This is a genomic window from Roseateles sp., assembly GCF_046300915.1.
GTDB lineage: Bacteria > Pseudomonadota > Gammaproteobacteria > Burkholderiales > Burkholderiaceae_C > Kinneretia.
Window position 1 is genome coordinate 17,112 of the sequence record NZ_JBKCLH010000082.1, and the last position, 25,250, is coordinate 42,361.

Genomic DNA, 25,250 nt, shown 5'->3' on the forward strand with positions numbered 1-25,250 from the left:
GCCCCGCAGGCTCAGCGCGGCGCCGGGCTCAGCGCCTCGCCGCGCTCATAGACCACGCTGGCCCGGCCCACCAGCAGGGGGTCGAGCTGGCCGATCTTGTCCAGGTCCTTGTTGGTGTAGGGCAGCTGGTGCAGCACATGGCGCAGCGCGTTCAGGCGTGCGCGCTTCTTGCAGTCCGACTTCACCACGGTCCAGGGCGCCTCGGCGATATCGGTGTTGAAGAACATCGCCTCCTTGGCCTTGGTGTAGTCGCCCCATTTGTCCAGCGAGGCCTTGTCGATGGGCGAGAGCTTCCACTGCTTGAGCGGATGCGCCTCGCGCTCCTTGAAGCGGCGGCGCTGCTCCTCGCGGCTGACCGAGAACCAGAACTTCACCACATGCACGCCCGAGCGCACCAGATTGCGTTCGAACTCGGGGGCCTGGCGCATGAACTCGGTGTACTCGTCATTGCTGCAGAAACTCATCACTCGCTCCACGCCGGCGCGGTTGTACCAGCTGCGGTCGAACAGCACGATCTCGCCCGCGGTGGGCAGGTGCTGCACATAGCGCTGGAAGTACCACTGGCCGCGCTCCACCTCGCTGGGCTTCTCCAGCGCCACCACGCGCGCGCCGCGCGGGTTCAGATGCTCCATGAAGCGCTTGATGGTGCCGCCCTTGCCGGCGGCGTCGCGGCCCTCGAAGAGGATCACCACCTTCTGCCCGGTCTGCTTGACCCAGGCCTGCAGCTTGAGCAGCTCCACCTGCAGGCGGTCCTTCTGCTTCTCGTAGGCCTTGCGGGACATCAGGTTCTTGTAGGGGTAGCCGCCCTTGCGCCAGTCGGGGGCCAGCTCCTCGTCGGCATCGACCCCCAGGGCCTTGGCCGGGGCCTCCAGCTCCTTCAGCAGGGCACGGCGCAGGGCGGCGGCATCGTCCGGCGAGGCGCCGCGCACGATCTCGCGCACCGAGCTGGCCAGGCTGCTGGCCCCCCGCTGGCTCACGATGTCCTGCAGGGCCGCCAACTCTCGTGCCCGCGCTTTCTCTACCGCCTCATCCACGCTATGGCGGGCAATGCGCTCGGGCTGGATGCTGCCCGCGGTGTCGCCGCTGCGCACACGGCGTGCCCGTGGCGTGCGGGGGAGGGTGGTGCTGCGGGCGGACTTGGCAGGAGGGGCGGAGTTGGGCTTGCTGCTCATGGTTCTGGAATGTGACGAATCCGTGACATTCAAGGTTCGCATCGCTTGCCCGGCCGGGCCTTGAGCTTGATCAAGCGGCGCTTGGCGCTGTCCGCCCCGCTGCGGCTGTTCATCACGATCCCGTCATCTGCGCTGCCTAGGCTGCCGGACTTGCTTCCATTGAGCGAGTCCACACATCATGAAAACGAAATCTGCACTGATTGCCGCCGCCGTGCTGGCCCTGTGTTCACTGGGTGCCGTGGCCCAGACCGGCGCCGCCCCGGCCCTGCCCGCCGAGCTGGCCGGCCATGCCCTGCTGCCCGCGCGCAGCTTTGTGCCCGCGCCCAAGGATGCGCCGGCCTTTCTGCAGACCAGCGGCAAGTTCACCGCCGCCGATGGCCGCCGCGTGGACGCGCTGGAATCGATCATGGGCACGTCCTTCCTCTCGGACAAGGCCGCCCCGCGCGAGACCGGCGTCAAGCTGCCTTTCAAGGGCCAGCCGGTGCAGGGTTTCTCGGGCATCAAGACCATGAAGGACGGCAGCTTCTGGGTGCTGACCGACAACGGCTTTGGCGCCAAGAACAATAGCGCGGACGCGATGCTGATGTTCCACAAGCTGCGCATCGACTGGAAACAAGGCAGCGTGCAGCGCAGCCAGACCCTGTTCCTGCATGACCCGGATCGCAAGATCCCCTTTCTGATCGTCAACGAGGGCACGACCAAGCGCTACCTCACCGGCGCCGATCTGGATATCGAGTCCATGCAGCCGGTGGGCAATGAGCTCTGGTTCGGCGACGAGCTGGGCCCCTACCTGATCCGCACCGATCTGCAGGGCAAGGTGCTGGGTCTGTACGAGACCCGGCTGGACGGCAAGCTGCTGCGCGCACCCGACCACTACACGGTGACGACGCCGGCCGTGCCCGGCACGCCGGTGACGACGCCGGTGCGCCGCTCGCGCGGCTATGAGGGCATGGCGGCGAGCCCGGACGGCCGCTTCCTCTACCCCTTGCTGGAAGGCCCGCTGTGGCTGGAGGGCGAGAAGAAGTGGGAAAGCACGGCCGATGGCCGCGAAGTGCTGCGCGTGCTGGAGTTCGATGTGGCCCAGCGCGCCTGGAGCGGCCGCAGCTGGAAGTACCCGCTGGAGCTCAAGGGCAACAATATCGGCGACTTCAATATGATCGACGCGGACACCGCCCTGGTGATCGAGCGCGACAACGGCGAGGGCTCGGTGGACGAGGCCTGCAACGGACCCGCCCGCCCCGACTGCCAGAACGTGCCGGCCCGCTTCAAGCGCGTCTACAAGATCAGCCTCAAGGACGCAGACGCTGAAGGCCTGGTACGCAAGATCGGCTATGTGGACCTGATGGACATCGCCGACCCCAAGAGCCTGGGCCGCAACGGTGCCACCCGCCAGGGCCGCTTCAGCTTCCCCTTCGTGACCATCGAGAACGTGGACGTGGTGGACGCCGAGCACATCGTGGTGGCCAATGACAACAACCTGCCTTACTCCAGCGGCCGCAAGCTGGGCGTGCAGGACGACAACGAGTTCATCCTGCTCAAGGTGCCCGAGCTGCTGAAGGCGCGCTGAGCGACGCAACCGTCGCCAAATGTAGGGACGGCTTGCGTACTTTCACCGACCGGGGAAGTCCTGGGCCCTTGGGTGTCGGCCGCTCCCTACACTGGCCGACATGCGTACTCTGAGAACCGATGACGGTCTGCCCCTGCACTGGCGGCAATGGAGCCGCCCCGGTCCGGGGCCGGCACGCGGCACGGTGCTCATCGTGCACGGCCTGGGTGAACATATCGGGCGTTACGAGGCGCTGGCCGGCCGCCTGAATGATTGGGGCTGGCATGTGGTGGGCCATGATCAGCGAGGGCACGGCGCCTCCGGTGGCCCGCGTGGGGATATCCCCGAGGCGGATCGTCTTCAGCGCGATTTGGCCCTGGTCATCGATGAGCTTCGGGCCGATCCCCAGCTGGGCTGCGGTCCTCTGGTGGTGTTGGGCCACAGCATGGGTGGGCTCGTGGCGGCGCGTTTCGTCGCGGGTGGGCTTGCCCTGGGGCAGGGCGGCGTTCTGCCAGCATGGTTTCGCCCGGTCGATGGGCTGGTGCTGAGCTCGCCGGCCTTGGACCCCGGGCTCTCGGGCGTGCAGCGCATGCTGCTCGGGGCGGCCCGGCCCCTGCTCCCGCATCTGGCGGTGGGCAATGGCCTGAAGACCAGTTGGATCTCGCGCGATCCTGCGGTCGTGGCCGCCTATGAGAATGATCCTCTGGTGCATGACCGCGTCAGCGCCACCCTGGCCGCCATGATTGCGGACGCAGGCGCGGAGCTGCAACACCAGGCCCCCCTGTGGGTGGTTCCCACCCTGCTGATGTGGGCCGGCGCAGACCAGTGTGTGGACCCCGAGGGCAGCGCCCGCTTCGCGGCCGAGGCGCCGCGGGCCGTGGTGCAGACGCAGTGCTTCGAGCGGCTCTATCACGAGCTCTTCAACGAGCCCGAGCGCGAGCAGGTCTTTGCACGGCTGCAGGCCTGGCTGGAGCAGCGCTTTGCGCCAGCGCGCTGAGAGCGCGGGAACTAGAATTCCGACTCCCCGCCACAAGCCGGAACACCACCATGAATGCACGCGATCCCGCGCTGCCGCTGCAGCCCGATGAAGCCTCGGCCCTGGGCCGTTTTGCCGAACGCGTCTGGGACGAGGAAATCGTTCCCGCGCTGAGCGACTACATCGCGATTCCCGCCAAGAGCCCCATGTTCGATGCCGACTGGGCGCAGAACGGGCATATCGAGAAGGTGCTCCGCGACGCGGCCTCCTGGGTGGAGAGCAAGAAGGTGGCCGGCCTCAAGCTGGAGGTGGTGCGTCTGGAAGGCCGCACGCCGGTGATCTTCTTTGAGGTGCCGTCCACCAAGCCGGGCAGCGATGACACCATCGTGCTCTACGGCCATTTGGACAAGCAGCCCGAGTTCAATGGCTGGCGCTCCGACCTGGGCCCCTGGACGCCCAAGTACGAGAACGGCCTGCTCTACGGCCGCGGCGGCGCCGATGACGGCTATGCCGTCTATGCCTCGCTGACCGCCATCATGGCCCTGGACCAGCAGGGCATCCCCCGGCCGCGCTGCGTGGGCATTATCGAGACCTGCGAGGAAAGCGGCTCCTACGATCTGCCCGCCTATATCGACGTGCTCAAGGAGCGCCTGGGCAATGTCTCCCTGGTGGTCTGCCTGGACTCCGGCGCAGGCAATTACGAGCAGCTCTGGCTCACCACCTCGCTGCGCGGCATGGTCTCGGGCGTGCTCAAGGTGGAGGTGCTGACCGAGGGCATCCACAGCGGCGACGCCTCGGGCCTGGTGCCTTCGAGCTTCCGCATCCTGCGCCAGGTGCTGGACCGTCTGGAGGACTCCAAGACCGGCCGCCTGCTGCCCGACAGCTTCCACTGCGAGATCCCGGGCGACCGGCTGGACCAGGCTCGCGCCACCGCCGAGATCCTCAAGGACGAGGTCTGGAAGCGCTATCCCTGGGCCTGCGGCGCCGATGGCGGCAGCGTGCTGCCCGTGACCCAGGACCCGGTGGAGGTGCTGCTCAACCGCACCTGGCGCCCCACGCTGAGCGTGACCGGCGTGGACGGCTTCCCCGAGCTCAAGAACGCCGGCAATGTGCTGCGCCCCTACACCGCCTTCAAGCTCTCGCTGCGCCTGCCGCCCCTGGTGGACGGCAATGAGGCCGCGCTCAAGCTCAAGGCCCTGCTAGAGGACAACGCGCCCTACAACGCCCGGGTCACCTTTGTGCCGGATGGTCGCGCCGGTGCTTTCGGCGCCACCGGCTGGAACACGCCCGAGCTCAGCCCCTGGCTCTCGGGCGCGCTCAACGAGGCCAGCCTGGCGCATTTCGGCCGGCCGGTGGGCTTCATCGGCCAGGGCGGCACCATCCCGCTGATGAGCATGCTGCAAAAGGGCTTCCCCCAGGCGCAGATGATGGTTTGCGGCGTGCTGGGCCCCAAGAGCAATGCCCACGGCCCCAATGAGTTTCTGCACGTGCCCTATGGCAAGCGCCTGACGGCCGCCGTGGCCCAGGTGATGGCGGCCCATCCCTGATCTAGCCGAACAAGCTGGAAAGCAAACGGGATCCCAGCGGGATCCCGTTTTTTGTTTCCAGGGTGCAGGGCCTCAGAGCAGCATGCGCAGATGGGCCTGGGCCTGCAGCAGCGGCGGCAGGCAATGCTCGACCAGCTGGTCCATGCTCATGCGCGAGGCATGCACGCTGATGTTCATGGCGGCGACCACATCGCCGCGGTAGTTCTTCAAGGGCACCGCCACGGTGCGCAGGCCCAGCTCCAGCTCCTGGTCAATGCAGGCATAGCCCAGGGCGCGGGCGCGGGCGATCTCGATGCGCAGGCGCTCGGGATGGGTGATGGTGTGGGGCGTCAGGGGGCTGAGCTCCTGGCGCGCGATCCAGGCATCCACCTCGGCCTGGGGCAGGGCCGCCAGCAGCACGCGACCGTTTCCAGCGCAATAGGCGGGCACCCGGGTGCCCGGCTGCAGGGTGGGCGAGACCACGCGGCCGGCACTGGTGGCGGCAATGCAGATCACATCGTTGCCGTCCAGCACGCCCGCGGAGCTGGCCTCCTTGAGGGCGTAAGCCAGCTTGTGCAGCTCGGGCTCCACAATGCGCGGCAGGCGGGCCGAGTGCATATAGCTCTGTCCCAGGCGCAGCACCTTGGGGGTCAGGGCAAACATCTTGCGGTCCTGCGAGACAAAGCCCAGATGGGTCAGGGTCAGCAGATAGCGGCGGGCCGCGGCACGGGTGAGGCCGGTGCGGGCGGCCACCTCGGAGATGGTCAGACGGGGGCGCTCCTGATCGAAGGCTTCGATCACGGCCAGACCCTTCTCAAGGCCCGCCACCAGATCGCGCTTGAGCGGGCCGCTGGGAGCGTCGGCCGGCGTTGTGGCCGGAATTTCGAGGGCGGTCAGATCATCAAGTGCGCGGGCAGCAGACATGGCATTGGGTGCGTTAATCGCCCAAATATGCTGGGCGCAAGCCGGGGAAACGCTGACTATAGGAAGCCCCAAACACGCAGCGCAAGCAGAACTGCCGCAAAAAGGGCGGCATCCGCACCTTTGTGCACCAATAAGGTGCTTTCGCATAGGACTCCTCCCACGGCCGTTTCGGGCGGGTGTGGGCGGGATGCGGGGCGGTAAGAGGAGCCTGAAGCTTGACGCAGTACGGCGCCAACGGGCTACGTACTACCACTTACGCGGTCCACAAACTGGATTTGAGTCGTATATGTGCGCTCTGCGTTTGGTTTCTGGATCCAGTATCCCACGCAGCATCGCGCCACGTGGCGCCGACGCCCCGGCTTTACGATGACAAAAATGCAGCATCCCTTGAGCTGAGCTCATGCCTTGCACCGCCGTGGTGCAAGGCCTGGGGTTTGCTGTCAGACGCGTTCCACAATCAGGGCGATGCCCTGCCCGACGCCGATGCACATGGTGCACAGGGCATAGCGGCCGCCGCTGCGCTGCAGCTGGTTGACGGCCGTGGTCACCAGGCGGGCGCCGCTGGCCCCCAGGGGGTGGCCCAGGGCGATGGCGCCGCCATTGGGGTTCACGCGGGCATCGTCGTCGGCCAGTCCCAGATCGCGCAGCACGGCCAGGCCCTGAGCGGCGAAGGCTTCGTTCAGCTCGATCACATCCATCTGGGCCAAGCTCAGGCCGGTCTGGGCCAGCACCTTGCGGGCAGCGGGGGCCGGGCCCATGCCCATGATGCGCGGCGCCACGCCGGCCGTGGCCATGCCCACCACACGGGCGCGCGGGCTCAGGCCGTGCCGGGCCGCGGCGGTTTCGCTGGCCAGCAGCAGGGCGCAGGCGCCATCGTTCACGCCCGAGGCATTGCCGGCCGTCACGCGGCCATCGGGGCGCACCACGCCCTTGAGCTTGGCCAGTGCTTCGAGGCTGGTTTCGCGCGGGTGTTCGTCCTTGGAGACGATGATCGGATCGCCCTTCTTCTGCGCAATCGTCACGGGCGTGATTTCGGTGTCGAAGAAGCCGCTCTGCTGGGCGGCCACGGCCTTGAGCTGGCTGGCCAGGGCCATGCGATCCTGAGCCTCGCGCTCAATGCCGAAGTCGCTGGCCACGTTCTCGGCCGTTTCGGGCATGGAATCCACGCCGTACCGTTCCTTCATCAGCTTGTTGATGAAGCGCCAGCCTATGGTGGTGTCGTAGACGGCGTTGGCGCGCGAGAAGGCGCTTTCCGCCTTGGGCATCACGAAGGGCGCGCGGCTCATGCTTTCCACGCCGCCGGCAATCATCAGCTCGGCCTCGCCGGCGCGGATGGCGCGCGCGGCGCTGCCAACAGCGTCCATGCCCGAGCCGCACAGACGGTTGATGGTCATGCCCGGTACGGCGATGGGCAGGCCGGCCAGCAGGGCGGCCATGCGGGCCACATTGCGGTTGTCCTCGCCGGCCTGGTTGGCGCAGCCGTACAGCACATCGTCGACGGCCTCCCAGTCCACGCGGGCATTGCGTGCCATGAGGGCGCGCAGGGGCACCGCACCCAGGTCATCGGCGCGCACCGAGGACAGGGCGCCGCCGTAGCGGCCGAAGGGGGTCCGCAAGGCATCACAGATGAAGGCGTGTCGGGAATTCATGGAGGAAAGACTCCGGGTTTGTGTGTGATATGAGGCGGCATGCGTGAGCACCTGAGGGCTGCGACGCATCGGCGCTGCGGGGCTGTGGCTGCAGCCACCTTTGGCGGCTTCCAGCTCTGGGTGTAAAAGTTCTTTATTGGAACTTTGGTTCTGAAAATGAACATGCTAGGCCGGAGCTTCATTTCCGGTCAAGAATTTCCCGTGACAATTCGCACGTTAGGCGTTTGTAATCAGGTGCAAGCCCCGCGCCGGGCTGGTTTACTGCTTAAGTGGTGCAGACATCGTGCCGATGCAGCTGCCGAGGGCGCCTAGAAAAGGCGTAGGAAGAAGATGAAGGACAACACTTCGGATCCTTTGATCGACGTTGCGCAGCTCAAGGTGGGCATGTTCATTCACCTGGACCTGGGCTGGATGGCGCATCCGTTTCCGCTCAGCAGCTTCAAGCTGAGTTCGGAGGATCAGCTCCTGGTGTTGCGTCGCCTGGGACTCAAACAGGTGCGTTGGAGTCCCAGCCGCAGTGATTTGCAGACCGAGGCCGCGGCGCCGAATGAGGCGCAGCCCGGGGGCGAGAGCCCCGACCAGGCTCAGCAACAGGCCAAGCCCAGCCCCGAGCAACTCGCCCGCGAGGCCCACAAGCGTGCTCTGGCCGCCCAGCGCGAGGCACTCTCCCTGTGCGAGCGTCAGTACGGCGAGGCGGCGACAGCCTTCCGCGACATCATGGAAGTGCTGCCGCGGGAGCCGCGAGGCTCTCGGGATCAGGCCATCGCCTTGTCCGGCGCCCTGTTGGACAAGATGCTGGTCGAAGGCGACCTCAATATCCGCCTGCTCAATGAAGGGGCGGGGGATCGCGGTACGGCTCACGCCCTGAATGTGGCCATCATCTCCATGTTGCTGGGACGAGCCTTTGGGCTGGGCCGCGAGGAGATGATGGACCTCGGCGTCGGCGCGCTCTTGCACGATCTCGGCAAGACCGAGCTCCCGGCACGGGTTCGCAATCGCGATGACAGCTTCACCCTGGCCGAGACTCAGGCCTACCAGCAGCATGTCCAAAAGGGCGTGGCCTTGGCTCAGGCCATGGGGCTGAGCCCGGGCCCGCTGTTGGTCATTGCCCAGCATCATGAGAATGCCGATGGCAGTGGTTTTCCGCAGCGCATCAATGTGGATCGCATGAGTGCCGCCGCCCGCATCGTGGCCCTGGTCAATCGCTTTGACGGTCTTTGCAACCCCTTGCTGGCGTCCAAGTCCATGACGCCGCACGAGGCCTTGTCCCTCATGTTTGCCCAGGGGCGCAATCGCTTCGACGCTACCATGCTCAATGCCTTCATCCGGATGATGGGCGTGTATCCGCCCGGCTCGGCGGTGCAGCTCACCGATGATCGCTACGCTCTGGTGGTGGCCGTGAACTCATCGCGGCCGCTCAAGCCGCGGGTGATGGTGCATGACCCCAAGGTGCCTAGGGAGGAGGCCCTGATCCTGAACCTGGAAGATCACCCGGATCTGGGCATACGCCGCAGCCTCAAGCCCAGTCTGCTGCCTCGCGCGGCACTGGACTATCTGAGCCCCCGTACGCGAGTGGCCTACTTCTTTGAGAGCACCACCATGCCACTCGGGGAGTTGGCGGCGTGATCCCCGCAACGCTCGGCAGTAGCTCGATTCACCCGCGCCCGCACCACGACCAAGCCCTGATCGACGGGCTTCAAGAGGCGGTGTGGCTGGTGGATGCGCGTACGCTGTGCGTTATTGCCGTCAATCAGGCGGCTACCCAGCTATTGGGGCTGGAGCCTGCGCGCCTGATCGGTGCCAGCATGGAATCGCTGGCCTGCACGGCAGAGGATGCGCTGTTCTGGATGGAGGCTGCGGCAGGTTCCCGCGAGGGCTTGCATACCGACACCATGCTGCGGCGCGCCGACGGCCAGATGATCTGGGCCGCGCGACGCATCAGCCATATGGCGCTGTCCGATGGTGATGGGGTTTGGCTGGTCTCGATGCGTGATCTCAGCCGGCAACGGCAGCATGATGAGGAGCGCGAGACCCTGCTCGCCGAGCTGAAAGCGACCCTGGAGTCCACGGCCGATGGCATCCTGGTGTCGGATCTGGCCGGACGCATGCGCAGCTTCAATCAGCGCTTTGCCTCGCTCTGGGGCCTTCCCGAAGACCTGCTGCTGGAGCGCAATGACGAGGCGGTGCAGGCCTGGATGCGGCGCAGCGTGGTGGATGGCGTGGCCTACGCGACCCGTCTGGCCGCCATTCAGGAAGCTCCCCTGCTGCAGACCAGCGACATCATCAAGCTGCTGGATGGCCGGGTGCTGGAGCGCGTCTCGCTGCCGCAGTGGAGTCGGGGGCGCCCCATCGGCCGGGTGTATTCCTTCCGCGACCTCAGCGAGAAGCTCGCTGCCAGTCAGCGCATCGATGAGCTGTCGCACACCGATATGCTGACCGGCCTGCCCAACCGGCGGGCCCTGGCCGAGCGCATTGACTACGCCCAAGCCATGGCGCGCCGCGACGCCTCGGGCTTCGCCCTGCTCAATGTCGACCTGGATCGCTTCAAGCAGATCAATGACACCCTGGGGCATTCCTACGGCGATCGTGTGCTCAAGGAAGTGGCCCAGCGTCTGCGGGAATGCCTGCGGGAGGTGGACACCGTGGCGCGCCTGGGCGGCGACGAGTTCTCTTTGCTGGTCCACCAGGCCGATGCGCGTGGGGCGGAGCATGCGGCGCGCCGGGTTCAGGAGGCCATGGCCAGGCCCTTCAGCTTCGACACGCTGAGTTTCACCGTCACCTGCTCGGTGGGCATTGCCCTGTTCCCCAGCGATGGGGGTGGGGCCGATGAGCTCATGGCGAGTGCCGAGCGTGCCATGCACTGGGTCAAGGAGAGTGGGCGTGGTGCCTTCCGCTTTCACCAGCCGCGCAAGCATGTGGATCTGCTCTCGCGCATGCGACTGGATCACGCCATGCGTCAGGCTCTGCTGGAGGGGCAGTTCCGGCTGCACTACCAGCCGCAGGTGGACCTGGGCAGCGGCCGTGTGATTGGCGCCGAAGCCCTGCTGCGCTGGCGCGACCCGCTGCGCGGTGACATTCCGCCCTCCGAGTTTGTGCCGGTGGCCGAGGAGAGTGGATTTATCGTCGCCATTGGCGATTGGGTGTTGCGTCAGGCGGTGCAGCAGGCCGCCGACTGGCTGCGCCAGGGGCGACGCATCCAGGTGGCCGTGAACGTCTCGGCCCTGCAATTTCAGCAAAGCCAGTTCGTTGATACGGTTGCGCAAGCCCTCAAGGCTGCCGGTCTGCCGCCCTCGCTGCTGGAGCTTGAACTCACCGAGTCCATTCTGCTGCGCGATGCCGAGGAGGCGCTGCTGCGCTTGCAGGCCCTGGCCGAACTGGGCGTGTGCATGTCCATCGACGACTTTGGCACCGGCTATTCCAGCCTGGGCTATCTGAAGCGCTTCCCCATCCAGCGCCTCAAGATCGATCGCAGCTTCATCCAGGGCTTGCCCGCGGACGAGAGCGATGCCGGCATTGTGAATGCCGTGATCCAGATGGGGCGCGCCCTGCGCCTGCTGGTGATTGCCGAAGGGGTGGAGACCGAAGCCCAGCGCGACTTTCTGGCGCGCGCGGGCTGTCATGAGTATCAAGGCTATCTCTTCGCCCCGGCGCTGGAGACACGCGCCTTCGAGGACAAGGTCTGGCAGCCCCAGCTTCCCCCCCCCCGTCCGGCCTTGTCGCCCGTACGCCTGGTGCGAGGTCGGGCCGCCTGAATCTGCCTGGCCGGCCACTCCACGGGCACAATGCCCGAGTGGCCGCTCAGCGATCAGGAGACCCTATGTACCGATTCCAGTCCAAGGACAGTGCCGATGTGATCATGCTCGCCGCCCATGGCGAGCAGATCCTGACGCTGATGGGGCGCGAGGCCACCCCGGAAGGCATCATCACGAGCAGCCAGCTGGTCGAGGCGATCGAGCATCTGGAGCAGGCGGTGGCCGAGGACGAGGCCGCTTTTTCCCGCCAACAGGCACAGGCCGAGGCGGCGGGCGAGCCCATCCCGCGCCGCACCGGCGTGACGCTACGTCAGCGCGCCTGGCCGCTGCTGGGCGCCATGCGCCTGGCGTTGCGCGGTGGACATGATCTGATCTGGCAGTCTTGATGGGCCTGGACACTGTCACCACCTTGTTGGCGGTGCGCCATGGTGAGACGGCCTGGAATCGCGAGCGCCGTATCCAGGGGCATCTGGATGTGCCCTTAAGCCCCCTGGGCGAGGCCCAGGCTCAGCGTCTGGCCGAGGTCTTGGCCGGTGAGCCGATTGACGCCATTTATGCCAGCGATCTCATGCGTGCCCGCCAGACGGCGGCCGCCATCGCTGCGCGTAGCGGACTCCCGGTGGGGGAGGACGTCGGCTTGCGTGAGCGTGGCTTCGGCTGTTTCGAGGGTCTGAGCTGGGCGGAAATCGAAGCGCGCTGGCCCGATCAGGTGCTGCGCTGGAAGCGGCGCGACCCCGACTTTGGGGCCGAGGGTGGGGAGCGCTTGCACGACTTCTACCAAAGAGCCGTCGGTGCCGTGGAGCGTCTGGCCCAGGCTCACCCGGGCCAGACCTTGCTGCTGGTTGCCCATGGCGGGGTGATGGATTGCCTGTACCGGGCCGGCCGAAGACTGCCGCTGGAGGCGCCCCGGAGCTGGGCCTTGGGCAATGCCACGATCAACCGCTTGCTCTACACGCCGGCGGGCCTGAGCGTGGTGGGCTGGAACGACGATCTGCATCTGGATGGCCTGGGCCAGGACGAGGTAGCGGCCTGAGCGCTTTGGCGCGGTCGCCGACGCAGCCTTATCTGTATCACAGCACTGTTGCAAATTCGCGTCGGTCAACATTCGGTCTTACCCTAGCCCTCCTATACTGCGGCCACATCACCGAAAAAGATCGGGCGACAGCCCGGCTTCCCTTCAACTCTCAAAGGCAGATGATGAAAAAGATCGCTCTCGTGGCCGCCCTGGCCGCTATCTCCGCTTCGGCTTTCGCTCAAAGCTCCGTGACCCTGTACGGTCGCATCAACACCACCGTTGAAAGCCAGAAGCAAGGCACCGGCGACCGCAAGGTGGTCGTGGCCAACAACAGCTCGCGTTTCGGCCTGAAGGGCGCTGAAGACCTGGGCGGCGGCCTGAAGGCTTCGTTCAACCTGGAAAGCGGCCTGAACTCCGACGACGGTCGCGCAGCTGCCACCTTCTGGGGTCGCGAGGCTTGGGTGCAGCTGGCCGGTTCCTTCGGTGCCGTGCGTCTGGGTAACTTCACGCCCGAGTCCTACTTCGCCACTGCTGACTACGTCAGCATGCACAACCACGACACCGGTTCGTCCAGCGACGCTCTGTACGGCGGCCCGTTCCGTTCGTCCAACAAGATCGGCTACTTCACCCCGACCTACGGTGGCTTCAGCGCCAGCGCTTCCGTGTCGGCTGGCGAAGGCCAGGCTGGTCAAGAGAAGCTGTTCGACCTGGCTGCCAACTACGTGGGCGGCCCCCTGCACCTGGGCGCCGGCTACAGCAAGGAAGACAAGCGCTCGCAGTTCGCTGTCCGCGGCCTGTATGAGCTGGGCGCCTTCACCTTCGGTGGCTACTACCAGCGTGCCGACGACGGCGCTCAGAACCGCAACGTGTATCGCGTTTCGGGCATGTACACCCTGGGTCAGTCCGAGTTCCACGTGAACTACGGCGCCACCCAAGGCAAGGGCGACTTCGCCGCTCAAGGCAAGACCAACCAGTTCACCCTGGGCTACAACTACAACCTGAGCAAGCGCACCAAGGTGTACGCGTACTACACCGACGTGGACGCCAAGCTGAACAGCAAGGATTTCAACTCCCTGGCTGCTGGCATCCGCCACAACTTCTGATCTCCGGATCGGATGTGAGAAAGGCGCCCCTCGGGGCGCCTTTTCTTTTGGCCGCTAGATCTTTGGTATCGAGTCGCCGAGTGTGATCTCGGCAGACGGCCTATTCGTCGAACAGCTGTCCGGCCGATTTGGGCGGCGCGACGCCCAGGTGGCGGAAGGCCGCCAGGGTGGCGATGCGGCCGCGCGGGGTGCGCTGCAGATAGCCTTGCTGGATCAGATAGGGCTCGATCACGTCCTCGATGGTGCCGCTCTCCTCGCCGATGGCGGCGGCCACATTGTCCAGACCGACCGGGCCGCCGTCGAAGCGGTGCACCACGGCCTCCAGCAGCTTGCGGTCCATCAGGTCGAAGCCCTGTGGGTCCACGTCCAGCATGGCCAGGGCCTTGTCGGCGATGGGCTTGGTGATGCGGCCATCCCCCTTGACCTCGGCATAGTCCCGCACCCGGCGCAGCAGGCGGTTGGCGATGCGCGGCGTGCCACGGGAGCGGCGGGCCACTTCCAGCGCGCCCTCGGGGTCGATGGGCGCGTTCAGCAGGCCGGCCGAGCGGGTCACGATGCGCTGCAGCTCTTCGGCCGTGTAGAACTCCAGGCGCGCCACGATGCCGAAGCGGTCGCGCAGCGGATTGGTCAGCATGCCGGCGCGGGTGGTGGCGCCCACCAGGGTGAAGGGCTGCAGGTCCAGCTTGATGGAGCGGGCGGCCGGGCCCTCGCCGATCATGATGTCGATCTGATAGTCCTCCAGCGCGGGGTAGAGGATTTCCTCGACCACGGGCGAGAGCCGGTGGATCTCGTCGATGAAGAGCACATCGTTGCGCTCCAAGTTGGTCAGGATGGCCGCCAGGTCCTTGGGCTTTTCCAGCACCGGGCCCGAGGTCTGGCGCAGGTTCACGCCCAGCTCGGCGGCGATGATGTGGGAGAGGGTGGTCTTGCCTAGGCCCGGCGGGCCGAACAGCAGCACATGGTCCAGGGCTTCGGCGCGCTTGCGGGCCGCGCCGATGAAGATCTCCAGCTGCTCGCGCGCCTTGCTCTGGCCCACGTACTCGTCCAGCAGCTTGGGCCGCAGGGCGCGCTCGATGGCGTCCTCGTTGGGCGAGGTGGAGGCGGCGCTGATCAGGCGTTGCTGCTGCGGGGCGGGCGCGAAATCGTCGGTCTGTATGCTCATGACAGCTTCTTCATGGCCAGCTTGATGCCCTCGCTGACACCCACCTCGGGCGGCAGGGCCTTGAGCGCCGCACCGGCCTCCTTCTCGCTATAGCCCAGGGCGATCAGGGCTTGCAGGATGTCGGCCTGGGCGTCGTTGGCCACGCTGACGGGCTGGCTCAGGTCCGGCCCCAGCTTGCCCTTGAGCTCCAGCAGCAGGCGCTCGGCCGTCTTCTTGCCGATGCCCGGCACCTTGACCAGGCGTCCGCTCTCCTGCTTGGAGACGGCCTGGGCCAGCTCGGCCACCGAGAGGCCGGAGAGCAGGGACAGGGCCATCTTGGGGCCCACGCCGCTGATCTTGATCAGCTGGCGGAAGGTGTTGCGCTCCTCGGCGGTGAGGAAGCCGAAGAGCACATGGGCATCCTCGCGGATGCTCAGATGCGTCAGCAGGCTGGTGCGCTCGCCCAGGGCGGGCAGGTTGTAGAAGGTGCTCATGGGCACGTCGAGCTCGTAGCCGACGCCTTGCACATCGATGAGAACCTGCGGGGGCGACTTTTCCGCGATGACGCCGCTGAGTTTGCCGATCATGAGCGCGGATTATCCGCGTTTGGCGCACGCCGGCTGGATATTCGTCCAGTGTTTTTGCAGTGGCGCGTGTCGGACGCGCCACCTTGCCGGGCGGACTCGGCTCAGTTCCTGCCAAAGAGACCCAGGCGCTGCGCTTCCAGCGCGGCCTCGGCGCGCGAGCTCACATTGAGCTTGCGGTAGATCTGCTTCACATAGTCGGCAATGGTGTGGCGAGACAGGCCCAGTTGCACGCCGATCTCGGGCAGGGTGAAGCCCTTGGCCACGCGCAGCAGCACCTCGGTCTCGCGGTCGGTGAGCGAAACCTCGTGCAGCAGGGCGCTGGCCTGGGGGCGGCTCTGGGCGGCGAAGTAGGAGATGACCTTGCGTGCGATCGAAGGGGAGAGCGGCGGCTCGCCCTGGCTGATGCGTTGCAGCTGCTCCACCAGCAGCTCGCGCGACTGTTCCTTGAGCAGATAGCCGAAAGCGCCGGCCTGAAGCGCGGGGAACAGGTGCTCGTCATCGTCGTGGATGGTCACGATGACCGACTGCACTTCGGGTTGATGCTCCCGCAGTGCCGTCACCACCTCCACCCCCGAGCCGTCCGGCAGGCCCAGATCCAACAAAGCCAGGGTGAAGCGCTGGGTCTGTACCTGCTTGAGCGCATCCTGCACCCGCGAGCACTCGGTGATCTGGGCGTTGGCGAAGATCTGTTTCACCAAGGCCTTGAGCCACGCGCGGATCTCGGGGATGTCTTCGAGCAGGAGGATGTGGTTCATGTCTTGAGGTTCTTTCTATGCCCGCTTGGGTCGCGAGGCCAGGAGGTGGCAACTTAGCGCTTATCGGCAGGCTTGCCAATGGCTGCAGCCCGCCATCGACTCATTCACAGGGGGATCGTGAGACGGATCACGGTTCCCCAGCCTGGCCCGGACTCGACCAGGCACTGGCCATGCATCTGCTTGGCGCGGGACTTCATGCTGGCCATGCCGTGACCGCGATCCAGGCGGCCATCCAGCTCGGTGGAGATGCCCTGCCCGTTGTCCTGGATCACAACCTGGAAGTCGCCGTCTTTGACCGTGCAGCTGACGATGCAGTGGGTGGCGCCGCTGTGCTTGATGATGTTGCTGACCGATTCGCGCAGGATGCGCGTGGTCTGCACATAGGCGCGCGCGGGCAGGGTGTGGACCACATCCTCGGCCGGGGCCTTCCACTCGGCCAGGATATTGGCCTGGCCCAGACGCGAAACCACCTCGGCCCGCCAGTCGCCCAGGGCGTCCAGCAGCTGCACCGGCTTGCCGGTCAGGCCGCGCACCGAGAGGCGCATCTCCTCCAGGGCCTCGCGCGCCAGGGTGGAGATGCGGTCGGATTCGCTGGTGTGCACGATGGTCAACAGCTTCGCGCCCAGATCGTCATGCAGATCCGCGGCGATGCGCTTGCGCTCTCGCTCGGTCACCTGCTCCAGCTTCTGTTCGGCCAGCTCGCTGTAATTGCGCTCGATCTCGCTGACCTTGGATTGCACATGCTGCTCCAGCTCCAGCTGGCGCCGTTCTGCCTCGTCGCGAGCCTGGGCAAAACTCAAGACCAGCTGCATGCCCAGGGCCAAGCCCAGGATGGGCAGGACATAGGGCAGCACCGGCCAGGGGCCCAGCTCGGCCGCCAGGGCCAGCGTGGCCCCAACCAGCAGGGCCGGGGCTGGCCCCTCTCCGAGCAGCAGGCCGGGATTGCGCAGGCGCAGCAGCAGGGCAGCCGCCGTTTCCAGCATCAAGAGCACGGACCAGCCTCGGCTCAGCAAGGGCGCATGCTCTGGCAGCAGCAGCAGACTGGCCGGCAGGGCCAGTCCTTGTGCGACCAAGGCCGCCAGCAGCCAGCTCGGCTTGCTCCCCATGCTGCGCAGCAGATAGATGATCAGGGTGCCTGCCGCCCAGGCCATCAGGGCAAGGGAGAGGTGCAGGGCTTGGCGCTGTGGCCAGGCCGCTGCTGCGCTGGCCAGGGACCACAGCCCCATGGATGCCGCCAACCAGGACCAGTGGCGCTCGCGCGCATGGCGGGCTGCCAGCAGACCCAGCAGCAAGGCCATGGGCAGCAGCATGAGGCCCAGCAGCAGGGAGAGGCTTGTGCTTTGCATGGGGGGCGATTGTGCAGTAAGCCTATGACGGCGGCGAAGCCCTCCAAGGGGCGACAATCGGAGCCCGATGCCGCAGCCAGCGCGAGATTCCGCCTTGATACTCAGACCGCAATTCACCCCCATAGACAACACCCGCCTGTCCCACCTCTGCGGCACGCTGGACGAGCATCTGCGCCAGATCGAGGCCGCAATGGGCTTGCGCATTACAAGAAGGCAGGAACAGTTCCGCATCGAGGGGCCCAAGGCCGCAGCCCAGCGGGCGCAAGCTCTGCTGCAGGCGCTGTACGAGCGCGCACGCCGCGCCATACCCGCCGAGACCCTGCAGCTGGCCATTGCCGAGGCCCTGGCGGATCTGGGTGCGGCTCCGGCGCGCGAGCTGGCCGCTGCCGGTGTGCCGGTCGCGGGCCAGGACCTGGTGCTGCGCACCCGCCGCGCCGACCTGGCGGGCCGCACGCCCAACCAGCACCAGTACCTGCGCCAGATCCTGGCGAGCGACATCAGCTTCGGTATCGGCCCGGCGGGTACCGGCAAGACCTTTCTGGCCGTCGCCTGCGCGGTGGATGCGCTGGAGCGCTCCACGGTGCAGCGAATCATCCTGACCCGGCCCGCGGTGGAGGCCGGCGAGCGCCTGGGCTTTCTGCCTGGCGACCTGACGCAGAAGGTGGACCCCTATCTGCGCCCGCTCTACGACGCGCTCTACGACCTGATGGGCTTCGACCGCGTCAACAAGGCCTTCGAGAAGGGCCAGCTGGAGATCGCGCCCCTGGCCTTTATGCGCGGCCGCACGCTCAACCACGCCTTCGTGATCCTGGACGAGGCCCAGAACACCACGCCCGAGCAGATGAAGATGTTCCTCACCCGCATCGGCTTTGGCAGCAAATGCGTGGTGACGGGCGACACCAGCCAGATCGACCTGCCCAAGGGCGTGCCCAGCGGCCTGGTCGATGCCGAGCAGGTGCTGGCCCGGGTCAAGGGCATTGCCATGACCCGCTTCACCAGTGCCGATGTGGTGCGCCATCCCCTGGTGGCGCGCATCGTCGAGGCTTATGAGCGCCGGCAGAAGAAGCGCGATGCCGGCCGCCAGGCGGGTGCCGCATGAGCCGTCCCGAACTGAGCCTGTCCCTGCAGTTTGCCGACCCGCGCCACAAGGCCCAGCTGCCGCGCCACAAGGTGGCGCGCTGGATCCGCGCGGCCCTGGAACTGCCGGGCGAGATCGCGGTGCGCATCGTGGATGCCGAGGAAGGGCGCCAGCTCAACCACGAGTTCCGCGGCAAGGACTACGCCACCAATGTGCTCACCTTCGACTACAGCCACGAGCCGGTGGTGGGCGCCGATCTGGTGATCTGCGCCGAGGTGGTGGAGCGCGAGGCGCGCGAGATGGGCATCGCCCTGGTGGATCACTACGCCCATATGCTGGTGCACGGCACCCTGCATGCCCAGGGCTATGACCACGAGGCAGATGACGAGGCCGAGTGCATGGAGGCGCGCGAAAGCGAGATCCTGCAGGCCCTGGGTTTCGCCGACCCCTACGCCCGCTGAAGGCCTGCGCGGCTCACTGCCGGCTGCTCAGATAGCGCTTGCGCCAGAAGAAGGCCGCCAGGCCCAGGCCCACGGCCAGCATCAGGCCGAAGGCCACCCAGAAGCCGGTGGCGCTGTGGATCAGGGGCAGGGCATCGAAGTTCATGCCAAAGATGCCGGTGATCAGGTTCAGCGGCAGGAAGATGGCGGTGAGCACCGTCAGCGTGCGCATGATGTTGTTGGTGCGGTGACCCAGGGCCGAGAAGTGCATCTGCACCGCCGACTCGGCCGAAGACTCCAGGCGCCGCACATGGGAGTGCACCCGCTCCACATGCTCCAGCACATCGCGTGAGCGCACTCGCAGCAACTCGCGTTCACGCTGCTGCGGCGCCGTCTCGGCCGCCGGCCATTCCTCCAGCGCGTCCAGCCATTCCTGCACGGCGCTGCGCTGGTCCTCGCAAACGTCTTCCAGCAAGGTCAGCAGATTGCGGGCCTCCAGCAGCTGGGGCCAGTCGGCAAAACGGCTGCGCGGGTCCAGCAGCTGCTGCTGCAGCGCGCCCAGCTCGCGGCTGAGCAGGCGGCGCAGCTCCAGATAGCTGTCCACCATGTGGTTGACCATGCGCAGCATCAGGTCCGCCGGGCTCTGCGGCAGCCGGGCATTGCCGCGGTAGTCGGCCGCGCCCTGGGCCAGGCGACCCAGACGCTCGGCGAAGAAGTCGCGCACCTGGCAGTCGCCGGGGTGCACGCTCACCAGCACCCGGTCGAAGATCACAAAGCCCACCGGGCTGGTGGCCACCGTCGCGTGCGCGCGCTGCGTCGGGCGCGGCGCGGCGGGCTCGTCCGGCGCCGCCTCCAGCAGGGCCGAGCCCAGGCGGCGAAAGACCAGCAGGTCGTACCAGGAGGTGTAGTCGAAATGCGAGGGCAGCTGCGGGTTCAGCAGGTCGGAGACATGCAGGTCCACCAGCTGGCCGCCAGTCCAGGCCTGCAGCTTCTCCTGCACCGCGGCCACGCGCTGGCCGAACTCGGTCTGCGCGCAGCTGATCCACACAAAGCCCTGGGCCGGCAACTGGGCCGGCAGGGCCTCGAGCTCGAGAAAGCGATCGCCCTGAACGTGGAAGATCCGCATCAGGCGCTTATCAGCCCCGCTTGAGCAGGCGCGCCGCTTCGAGCGCGAAATAGCTCAGCACGCCGTCGGCGCCCGCGCGCTTGAAGGCCAGCAGCGATTCCATCATCACCGCATCATGGTCCAGCCAGCCATTGGCGGCGGCCGCCTTGATCATGGCGTACTCGCCGCTCACCTGGTAGGCGAAGGTGGGCACGCGGAACTCATCCTTGACGCGGCGCACGATGTCCAGATACGGCATGCCGGGCTTGACCATCACCATGTCCGCGCCTTCCGCCAGGTCCAACGCCACTTCGCGCAGGGCCTCGTCGCTGTTGCCGGGGTCCATCTGGTAGGTCTTCTTGTCGGCCTTGCCCAGATTGGCCTTGGAACCCACCGCGTCGCGGAAGGGGCCGTAGAAGGCGCTGGCGTACTTGGCGCTGTAGGCCATGATGCGGGTGTGCACATGGCCTGCGTCCTCAAGCGCCTGACGGATGGCGCCCACGCGGCCGTCCATCATGTCGCTGGGCGCCACGATGTCCACCCCGGCCTGTGCCTGCATGCAGGCTTGGCGAGCCAGGATATCCACCGTCGTGTCATTGATGATGTAGCCCGTCTCATCGACCACGCCGTCCTGGCCATGGCTGGTGTAGGGGTCCAGCGCCACATCGGTGAGCAGGCCCAGTTGGGGCAGTTCAGCCTTGAGTGCTCGCACCACGCGCGGCACCAGACCGTCAGGATTGGTGGCTTCGCGGCCGTCGGGCGTCTTCAGCGCGGGGTCGATCACGGGGAACAGGGCCATCACCGGAATGCCCAGGGCCACGCACTCGTGGCCCAGTTCCAGCAGCTTGTCCAGGCTCAGGCGTGACACCCCGGGCATGGAGGGCACGGCCTCGACACGGTTCTCACCCTCGTGCACAAAGACCGGCAGGATCAGGTCACTGGCTTGCAGCGCATGCTCGCGCACCAGGGCGCGTGTGAAGGCATCGCGGCGCAGGCGGCGCGGGCGGCTGGCAGGGTAGGGGGCGGGGATGGCGGCTGCGGCGCGGCGGAAGGCGGACAAGGGCGGGACTCCGTGAGCAAAGGTGGGACGCAGGGCGGAGTGTGCCAATATGCTCACTCTACGCAACATCCCGTAGAGACGCGGCCGGACGTCCTCTGTTAAACTTGCCAGCGAATGATAGCCGCAAGGTGGTCGTTCCCTGCTTTTCCTCCCTGAGCAGGAGCCTTAACGTGATGACAGCGAAAAGGCTTTCTAACCCCGGCTGATGGCCGGGGTTTTTTTTCGCCCAGTGGGCTCGTTCGTGCCACCACAGGCTGTGGGCGGCCGCCGCTTATGATGGCCCGATGCTCTGGATCAAAGCCTTCCACATCGTCTTCGTGGCCGCCTGGTTTGCTGGCCTGTTCTATCTGCCCCGCATCTTCGTGAACCTGGCCATGGTGCCGACGGACAGTCATGCCGAGCGCGAGCGCCTGCTCCTGATGGGGCTCAAGCTCTACCGCTTCACGAGCCTGCTGATGATTCCGGCCCTGTTGCTGGGTCTTGCCCTCTGGCTGTACTACGGCATTGGCCGCGGCCCGGGCAATGGCTGGATGCATGCCAAGCTCACGCTGGTGCTGCTGGCCATCGGCTACCACCACTACTGCCGCGCCCTGCTGCGCCGTTTTGAGCAGCTGGCCAACAAGCGCAGCCACCGCTGGTTCCGCGTCTTCAACGAGGTGTCGGTACTGGGCTTTGCTGCCATCGTGATCCTGGTGGTGGTCAAGCCCTTCTGAGTATGGCCTGGCTGCCTCCCCGCCTGCCGCGGCGTCCCAGCTCGGCAAGCCTGCTGGCCCTGGCCTACGCGATGCTGGTGGTCTATGCCAGCCTCTATCCCTTCGGGCCCTGGGCCTGGCCGCCCGGCCTGAAGGCCGGCGATCTGATCGGCCTGCCCTGGCCCAAGTACTGGGGGGGCTTCGATGTGCAGGCCAATCTGGCCGGTTACCTGCCCCTGGGCCTGCTGGTCTATGCGGCCGTGGTGCGCAGCGGCGGGTCTCTGCTGCTGGCCCTGGGCCTGGGCCTGGGCCTGGCGCCCCTGCTGTCTTTCGGCATGGAGAGCCTGCAGTACTTCCTGCCGCGCCGCGTGCCCTCGCTCGTGGACTGGTGGCTCAATACCGCAGGCGCCGCGGCCGGCGCGCTGCTGGGCCTGCTGCTGCACCTGATCGGCGGGCTCACGCGCTGGCAGGCGCGGCGCGAGCACTGGTTCGTGCCGCACAGCGCCGGGGCCTTGGCCCTGCTGGCGCTCTGGCCCATGGGCCTGCTCTTCCCCGCGCCCGTGCCCCTGGGCCTGGGCCAGGTGCTGCCGCGGCTGCGCGAGTTGGCGGCCAGCGCGCTGGAGGACACGCCCTGGGACCTGCAGTGGGATCAGGCCGCGAGCTTGGCCGACAGCCCGCCGCTGCCGCCCGGTCTGGAGGGCCTGACCATTGCCCTGGGCCTGCTGGCGCCGTGCGTGCTGGCGCTCTCGGTGGCGCGGCCGGGCTGGCAGCGCCTGCTCCTGGTCTTTGGCGCGGCGGGTCTGGGCGTCCTGGGCACGGCTCTGTCCACCGCGCTGAACTTCGGCCCCCAACATGCCTGGGCCTGGCTCACGCCCAGCAGCTGGCCGGGCCTGGCCCTGGGCCTGGGCCTGGCTTGCATGCTCTGCGCCTGCTCGCGCCGCGCCTGCGCGGCCTGGGGCCTGGTGGCGGTGTGCGCCCTGATCGCCCTGGTGAGCGAAGCGCCGGGTGATCCCTATCTGGCCCAGAGCCTGCAGGGCTGGGAGCAGGGGCGCTTCATCAGCTTCTACGGCCTAGCGCAATGGGTGGGCTGGCTCTGGCCCTTTGGCGTGCTGGCCTGGCTGCTGCGCCTGCTGGTGCGGCGGGAGTCCTGAGCCGGCCCGCGCTGAGCCGGGGAAAACCCGGCCTGCCTACAATCGGGCCATGAGCTATTTCCAGCGCCACATCTTCTTCTGCCTCAACCAGCGCGAGAACGGCGAGGCCGCCTGCGCCCAGCACGATGCGCAGGCAGGCTTCGAGCACTGCAAGTCGCGCGTCAAGCAGTTGGGCCTGGCTGGCAAGGACGGCGTGCGGGTCAACAAGGCCGGCTGCCTGGACCGCTGCGCAGGCGGGCCGGTGGCCGTGGTCTACCCCGATGCGGTCTGGTACACCTATGTGGACCAGAGCGATATCGACGAGATCGTCGAGAGCCATCTGAAGAACGGTCAGGTCGTCGAGCGCCTGGTGCTGCCCGACAACGTCGGGCGCTGAGGTCCGGCCCCATGAATTCCCAGACCGAGAAGCGCCTGATCGACGGTCCGGTCGGCGCGATCGAATGCGCCATCGACCAGCCCGCCGCCGAGCGTTCGCTGCGTGGCGTGGCCGTGATCTGCCACCCCAATCCCACCCAGGGCGGCACCATGGACAACAAGGTGGTGCAGACCCTGGCGCGCGCCTTTTTGCAGCTGGGCTACCGCACGGCGCGCTTCAACTTCCGCGGTATCGGCCGCTCGCAGGGCGGCTGGGATGAGGGCCGTGGCGAGGTGGACGACGCCCTGGCCGTGATTGCCGCCCACCGCGAGGCGAGCCTGCCCCTGGCCCTGGCAGGCTTTTCCTTCGGCGGCTATGTGGCCTCGCGGGCCAACCAGGCCCTGCCCGAGGACCTGCGCCCCGAGCGTCTGGCCCTGGTGGGGCCGGCAGCCAGCCGCTTCGACATGGCGCCCGTGCCCGCCGACACCCTGGTGGTGCATGGCGAGGTGGACGATGTGGTGCCGCTCTCCGCCGTGCTGGACTGGGCGCGCCCGCAGGCGCTGCCGGTGACCGTGGTGCCCGGTGTGGGCCATTTCTTTCACGGGCAGCTGCCGCTGCTGCGTGACATCGTGGTGCGTGGCTGGCATTGAGCCGGTTCATGTTCCGTCTTCTTGCTCGTTTTCCCTTGCTGCCTCTGTTCCGATGAAGCGTTTGATTGCCTTTGCGCTGGCCGCTGCTGCGGCCTCCAATACCCTGGCCCAGGCTCCGCAGCCGCCCGAGATCGCGGCGCGCAACTACCTGCTGCTCGATGTCACCGCCAACAAGGTGCTGGCCGAGCGCGAGGCCGATGTGGCCCAGGACCCGGCCTCGCTGACCAAGCTGATGACGGCCTACATTGTTTTCAATGCGCTCAAGGAAAAGCGCCTCACGCTGGACCAGCCCCTGACTGTGTCCAAGCGAGCCTGGGATGAGCGCAAGGGCGATCCCTCCTTGATGTTCATCGACACCACGATGACGCCCAAGGTGGATGAGCTGCTCAAGGGCATGATCATCCAGAGTGGCAACGACGCCTCGGTGGCTCTGGCCGAGGGCGTGGGCGGCACGGTGGAGCAGTTCGTCGCCATGATGAACCGCCAGGCTCAGGCCTGGGGCCTGAAGAACACCCAGTTCAAGAATGTGACCGGCATCACCGAGCCCGGCCACAAGAGCTCGGCCCGCGACATGGCCGTGATCGCCTCGCGCATCATTCAGGACTTCCCCGAGTACTACACCTACTACTCGCAGCGCGACTTCACCTTCAACAAGATCAAGCAGCACAACCGCAATCTGCTGCTGGGCCGTGATCCCAGCGTGGATGGCATGAAGACCGGCTACACCGATGCCGCCGGCTATTGCCTGGTGTCCAGCGCTCAACGCGACTTTCCCAATGGCAAGCGCCGACTGCTGAGCGTGGTCATGGGCACGGCCTCCAAGGAGGCCCGTGCCGCCGAGAGCCAGAAGCTGCTGAACTGGGGCTATGCGGCCTTCGACGCGGTGCGCCTGTTCGACAAGGACCAGGCCGTTTCCACCGTGCCGGTCTGGAAGGGCGCTGCGCCCGAGGCCAAGCTGGGCGCCCTGGGCCCGGTCTTCGTGGCCGTGCCGCGCGGCGAAGGTGGCAAGCTGCAGACCAAGGTCGAGCGCACCGACCCCCTGGTGGCCCCCCTCACCAAGGGGCAGCGCGTGGGCACGCTCAAGGTCACCACGACCGCCGGCGTGGCCGTGGCCGAGGTGCCCCTGGTGGTGCAGCAGGACGTGCCCCTGGCCGGTATCTTCGGCCGCGCCTGGGACTCCATCCGCCTGTGGATCAAGTAAGGCTTTGAGCCTATGCTGAGCACTCT

24 protein-coding genes are annotated in these 25,250 nt (G+C 67.0%); 15 read left to right on the forward strand and 9 right to left on the reverse strand.

Annotated elements, in window-relative coordinates; genetic code table 11:
• Nucleotides 1-11: 11 nt before the first annotated feature.
• Nucleotides 12-1,172, reverse strand: a complete 1,161-nt coding sequence (gene ppk2 / locus ACK5F2_RS06235; RefSeq protein WP_409863547.1) for a polyphosphate kinase 2 — start codon at nucleotides 1,170-1,172, stop codon at nucleotides 12-14.
• 178 nt (nucleotides 1,173-1,350) lie between these two features.
• Here ppk2 and ACK5F2_RS06240 point away from each other — a divergent pair, with 178 nt between their 5' ends.
• The 3 genes from ACK5F2_RS06240 (at nucleotide 1,351) to ACK5F2_RS06250 (ending at nucleotide 5,241) form a co-directional block, all read left to right on the forward strand.
• On the forward strand, nucleotides 1,351-2,739 hold the full coding sequence (locus ACK5F2_RS06240) for an esterase-like activity of phytase family protein (RefSeq protein WP_409863548.1): 1,389 nt from the start codon (nucleotides 1,351-1,353) through the stop codon (nucleotides 2,737-2,739).
• A gap of 100 nt (nucleotides 2,740-2,839) precedes the next feature.
• Nucleotides 2,840-3,715 carry a lysophospholipase gene (locus ACK5F2_RS06245; RefSeq protein ID WP_409863549.1) on the forward strand — a complete coding sequence of 292 codons (876 nt, stop codon included), beginning with the start codon at nucleotides 2,840-2,842 and terminating at the stop codon, nucleotides 3,713-3,715.
• A 50-nt stretch (nucleotides 3,716-3,765) separates the two neighbouring features.
• The gene (locus ACK5F2_RS06250) at nucleotides 3,766-5,241 is read left to right on the forward strand and encodes a M20 family metallopeptidase (RefSeq protein ID WP_409863551.1); all 1,476 of its coding nucleotides are present in this window, start codon (nucleotides 3,766-3,768) and stop codon (nucleotides 5,239-5,241) included.
• A 72-nt stretch (nucleotides 5,242-5,313) separates the two neighbouring features.
• Here the strand turns inward: ACK5F2_RS06250 and ACK5F2_RS06255 are convergent, their stop codons facing one another.
• Nucleotides 5,314-6,144, reverse strand: a complete 831-nt coding sequence (locus ACK5F2_RS06255; protein WP_409863553.1) for an IclR family transcriptional regulator C-terminal domain-containing protein — start codon at nucleotides 6,142-6,144, stop codon at nucleotides 5,314-5,316.
• Between the two features lie 440 nt (nucleotides 6,145-6,584).
• Nucleotides 6,585-7,793 carry a 3-oxoadipyl-CoA thiolase gene (gene pcaF / locus ACK5F2_RS06260; protein ID WP_409863555.1) on the reverse strand — a complete coding sequence of 403 codons (1,209 nt, stop codon included), beginning with the start codon at nucleotides 7,791-7,793 and terminating at the stop codon, nucleotides 6,585-6,587.
• 330 nt (nucleotides 7,794-8,123) lie between these two features.
• On the opposite strand from pcaF, the gene ACK5F2_RS06265 reads away from it, so the two are divergent.
• The 5 genes from ACK5F2_RS06265 to ACK5F2_RS06285 all read left to right on the forward strand — a co-directional run bounded on the left by ACK5F2_RS06265 (nucleotide 8,124) and on the right by ACK5F2_RS06285 (nucleotide 13,663).
• Complete coding sequence (locus ACK5F2_RS06265; protein ID WP_409863556.1) at nucleotides 8,124-9,419, forward strand: HD-GYP domain-containing protein; 1,296 nt, start codon at nucleotides 8,124-8,126, stop codon at nucleotides 9,417-9,419.
• A complete protein-coding gene (locus ACK5F2_RS06270; RefSeq protein ID WP_409863557.1) occupies nucleotides 9,416-11,545 on the forward strand; it encodes a putative bifunctional diguanylate cyclase/phosphodiesterase in 2,130 nt (709 codons plus the stop codon). Before ACK5F2_RS06265 ends, ACK5F2_RS06270 begins: the two co-directional genes overlap by 4 nt.
• A 65-nt stretch (nucleotides 11,546-11,610) precedes the next feature.
• Complete coding sequence (locus ACK5F2_RS06275; protein WP_409863559.1) at nucleotides 11,611-11,931, forward strand: DUF1840 domain-containing protein; 321 nt, start codon at nucleotides 11,611-11,613, stop codon at nucleotides 11,929-11,931.
• Nucleotides 11,931-12,578, forward strand: coding sequence for a histidine phosphatase family protein (locus ACK5F2_RS06280; protein ID WP_409863560.1), 648 nt, complete (start codon nucleotides 11,931-11,933; stop codon nucleotides 12,576-12,578). Before ACK5F2_RS06275 ends, ACK5F2_RS06280 begins: the two co-directional genes overlap by 1 nt.
• A 164-nt stretch (nucleotides 12,579-12,742) precedes the next feature.
• The gene (locus ACK5F2_RS06285; protein WP_409863561.1) at nucleotides 12,743-13,663 is read left to right on the forward strand and encodes a porin; all 921 of its coding nucleotides are present in this window, start codon (nucleotides 12,743-12,745) and stop codon (nucleotides 13,661-13,663) included.
• A 100-nt stretch (nucleotides 13,664-13,763) separates the two neighbouring features.
• On the opposite strand, the gene ruvB is transcribed toward ACK5F2_RS06285, so the two are convergent.
• The 4 genes from ruvB to ACK5F2_RS06305 all read right to left on the reverse strand — a co-directional run bounded on the left by ruvB (nucleotide 13,764) and on the right by ACK5F2_RS06305 (nucleotide 17,492).
• Complete coding sequence (gene ruvB, locus ACK5F2_RS06290) at nucleotides 13,764-14,825, reverse strand: Holliday junction branch migration DNA helicase RuvB (RefSeq protein ID WP_409863562.1); 1,062 nt, start codon at nucleotides 14,823-14,825, stop codon at nucleotides 13,764-13,766.
• Entirely contained in the window at nucleotides 14,822-15,391 is a 570-nt protein-coding gene (gene ruvA / locus ACK5F2_RS06295) for a Holliday junction branch migration protein RuvA (protein ID WP_409863563.1), read from the reverse strand. Before ruvA ends, ruvB begins: the two co-directional genes overlap by 4 nt.
• A gap of 101 nt (nucleotides 15,392-15,492) precedes the next feature.
• A complete protein-coding gene (locus ACK5F2_RS06300) occupies nucleotides 15,493-16,146 on the reverse strand; it encodes a response regulator (RefSeq protein ID WP_409863565.1) in 654 nt (217 codons plus the stop codon).
• A gap of 104 nt (nucleotides 16,147-16,250) precedes the next feature.
• The gene (locus ACK5F2_RS06305; RefSeq protein ID WP_409863567.1) at nucleotides 16,251-17,492 is read right to left on the reverse strand and encodes a sensor histidine kinase; all 1,242 of its coding nucleotides are present in this window, start codon (nucleotides 17,490-17,492) and stop codon (nucleotides 16,251-16,253) included.
• A gap of 94 nt (nucleotides 17,493-17,586) precedes the next feature.
• Between ACK5F2_RS06305 and ACK5F2_RS06310 the strand changes: the two genes are divergently transcribed.
• Together ACK5F2_RS06310 and ybeY are read left to right on the forward strand one after the other, a co-directional pair.
• Entirely contained in the window at nucleotides 17,587-18,591 is a 1,005-nt protein-coding gene (locus tag ACK5F2_RS06310) for a PhoH family protein (RefSeq protein ID WP_409863569.1), read from the forward strand.
• Nucleotides 18,588-19,031 (forward strand): rRNA maturation RNase YbeY, encoded by a 444-nt coding sequence (ybeY, locus tag ACK5F2_RS06315; RefSeq protein WP_409863571.1) that lies wholly within the window; start codon nucleotides 18,588-18,590, stop codon nucleotides 19,029-19,031. Before ACK5F2_RS06310 ends, ybeY begins: the two co-directional genes overlap by 4 nt.
• Nucleotides 19,032-19,044: 13 nt before the next feature.
• Here the strand turns inward: ybeY and ACK5F2_RS06320 are convergent, their stop codons facing one another.
• On the reverse strand, nucleotides 19,045-20,136 hold the full coding sequence (locus ACK5F2_RS06320) for a magnesium transporter CorA family protein (RefSeq protein ID WP_409863572.1): 1,092 nt from the start codon (nucleotides 20,134-20,136) through the stop codon (nucleotides 19,045-19,047).
• A 10-nt stretch (nucleotides 20,137-20,146) separates the two neighbouring features.
• The gene (hemB, locus tag ACK5F2_RS06325) at nucleotides 20,147-21,175 is read right to left on the reverse strand and encodes a porphobilinogen synthase (RefSeq protein WP_409863573.1); all 1,029 of its coding nucleotides are present in this window, start codon (nucleotides 21,173-21,175) and stop codon (nucleotides 20,147-20,149) included.
• Between the two features lie 284 nt (nucleotides 21,176-21,459).
• On the opposite strand from hemB, the gene ACK5F2_RS06330 reads away from it, so the two are divergent.
• The 5 genes from ACK5F2_RS06330 to ACK5F2_RS06350 are packed head-to-tail and all read left to right on the forward strand — an operon-like array spanning nucleotide 21,460 to nucleotide 25,224.
• Nucleotides 21,460-21,888, forward strand: coding sequence for a CopD family protein (locus tag ACK5F2_RS06330; protein WP_409863574.1), 429 nt, complete (start codon nucleotides 21,460-21,462; stop codon nucleotides 21,886-21,888).
• 2 nt (nucleotides 21,889-21,890) lie between these two features.
• Nucleotides 21,891-23,018, forward strand: coding sequence for a VanZ family protein (locus ACK5F2_RS06335; protein WP_409863575.1), 1,128 nt, complete (start codon nucleotides 21,891-21,893; stop codon nucleotides 23,016-23,018).
• 49 nt (nucleotides 23,019-23,067) lie between these two features.
• Nucleotides 23,068-23,394: a (2Fe-2S) ferredoxin domain-containing protein gene (locus tag ACK5F2_RS06340; protein ID WP_409863576.1), complete on the forward strand. Its 327-nt coding sequence runs from the start codon at nucleotides 23,068-23,070 to the stop codon at nucleotides 23,392-23,394.
• Between the two features lie 11 nt (nucleotides 23,395-23,405).
• Nucleotides 23,406-24,023 carry an alpha/beta hydrolase gene (locus ACK5F2_RS06345; RefSeq protein ID WP_409863578.1) on the forward strand — a complete coding sequence of 206 codons (618 nt, stop codon included), beginning with the start codon at nucleotides 23,406-23,408 and terminating at the stop codon, nucleotides 24,021-24,023.
• Between the two features lie 52 nt (nucleotides 24,024-24,075).
• Nucleotides 24,076-25,224 carry a D-alanyl-D-alanine carboxypeptidase family protein gene (locus ACK5F2_RS06350; RefSeq protein ID WP_409863580.1) on the forward strand — a complete coding sequence of 383 codons (1,149 nt, stop codon included), beginning with the start codon at nucleotides 24,076-24,078 and terminating at the stop codon, nucleotides 25,222-25,224.
• The last annotated feature ends 26 nt before the right edge of the window (nucleotides 25,225-25,250 follow it).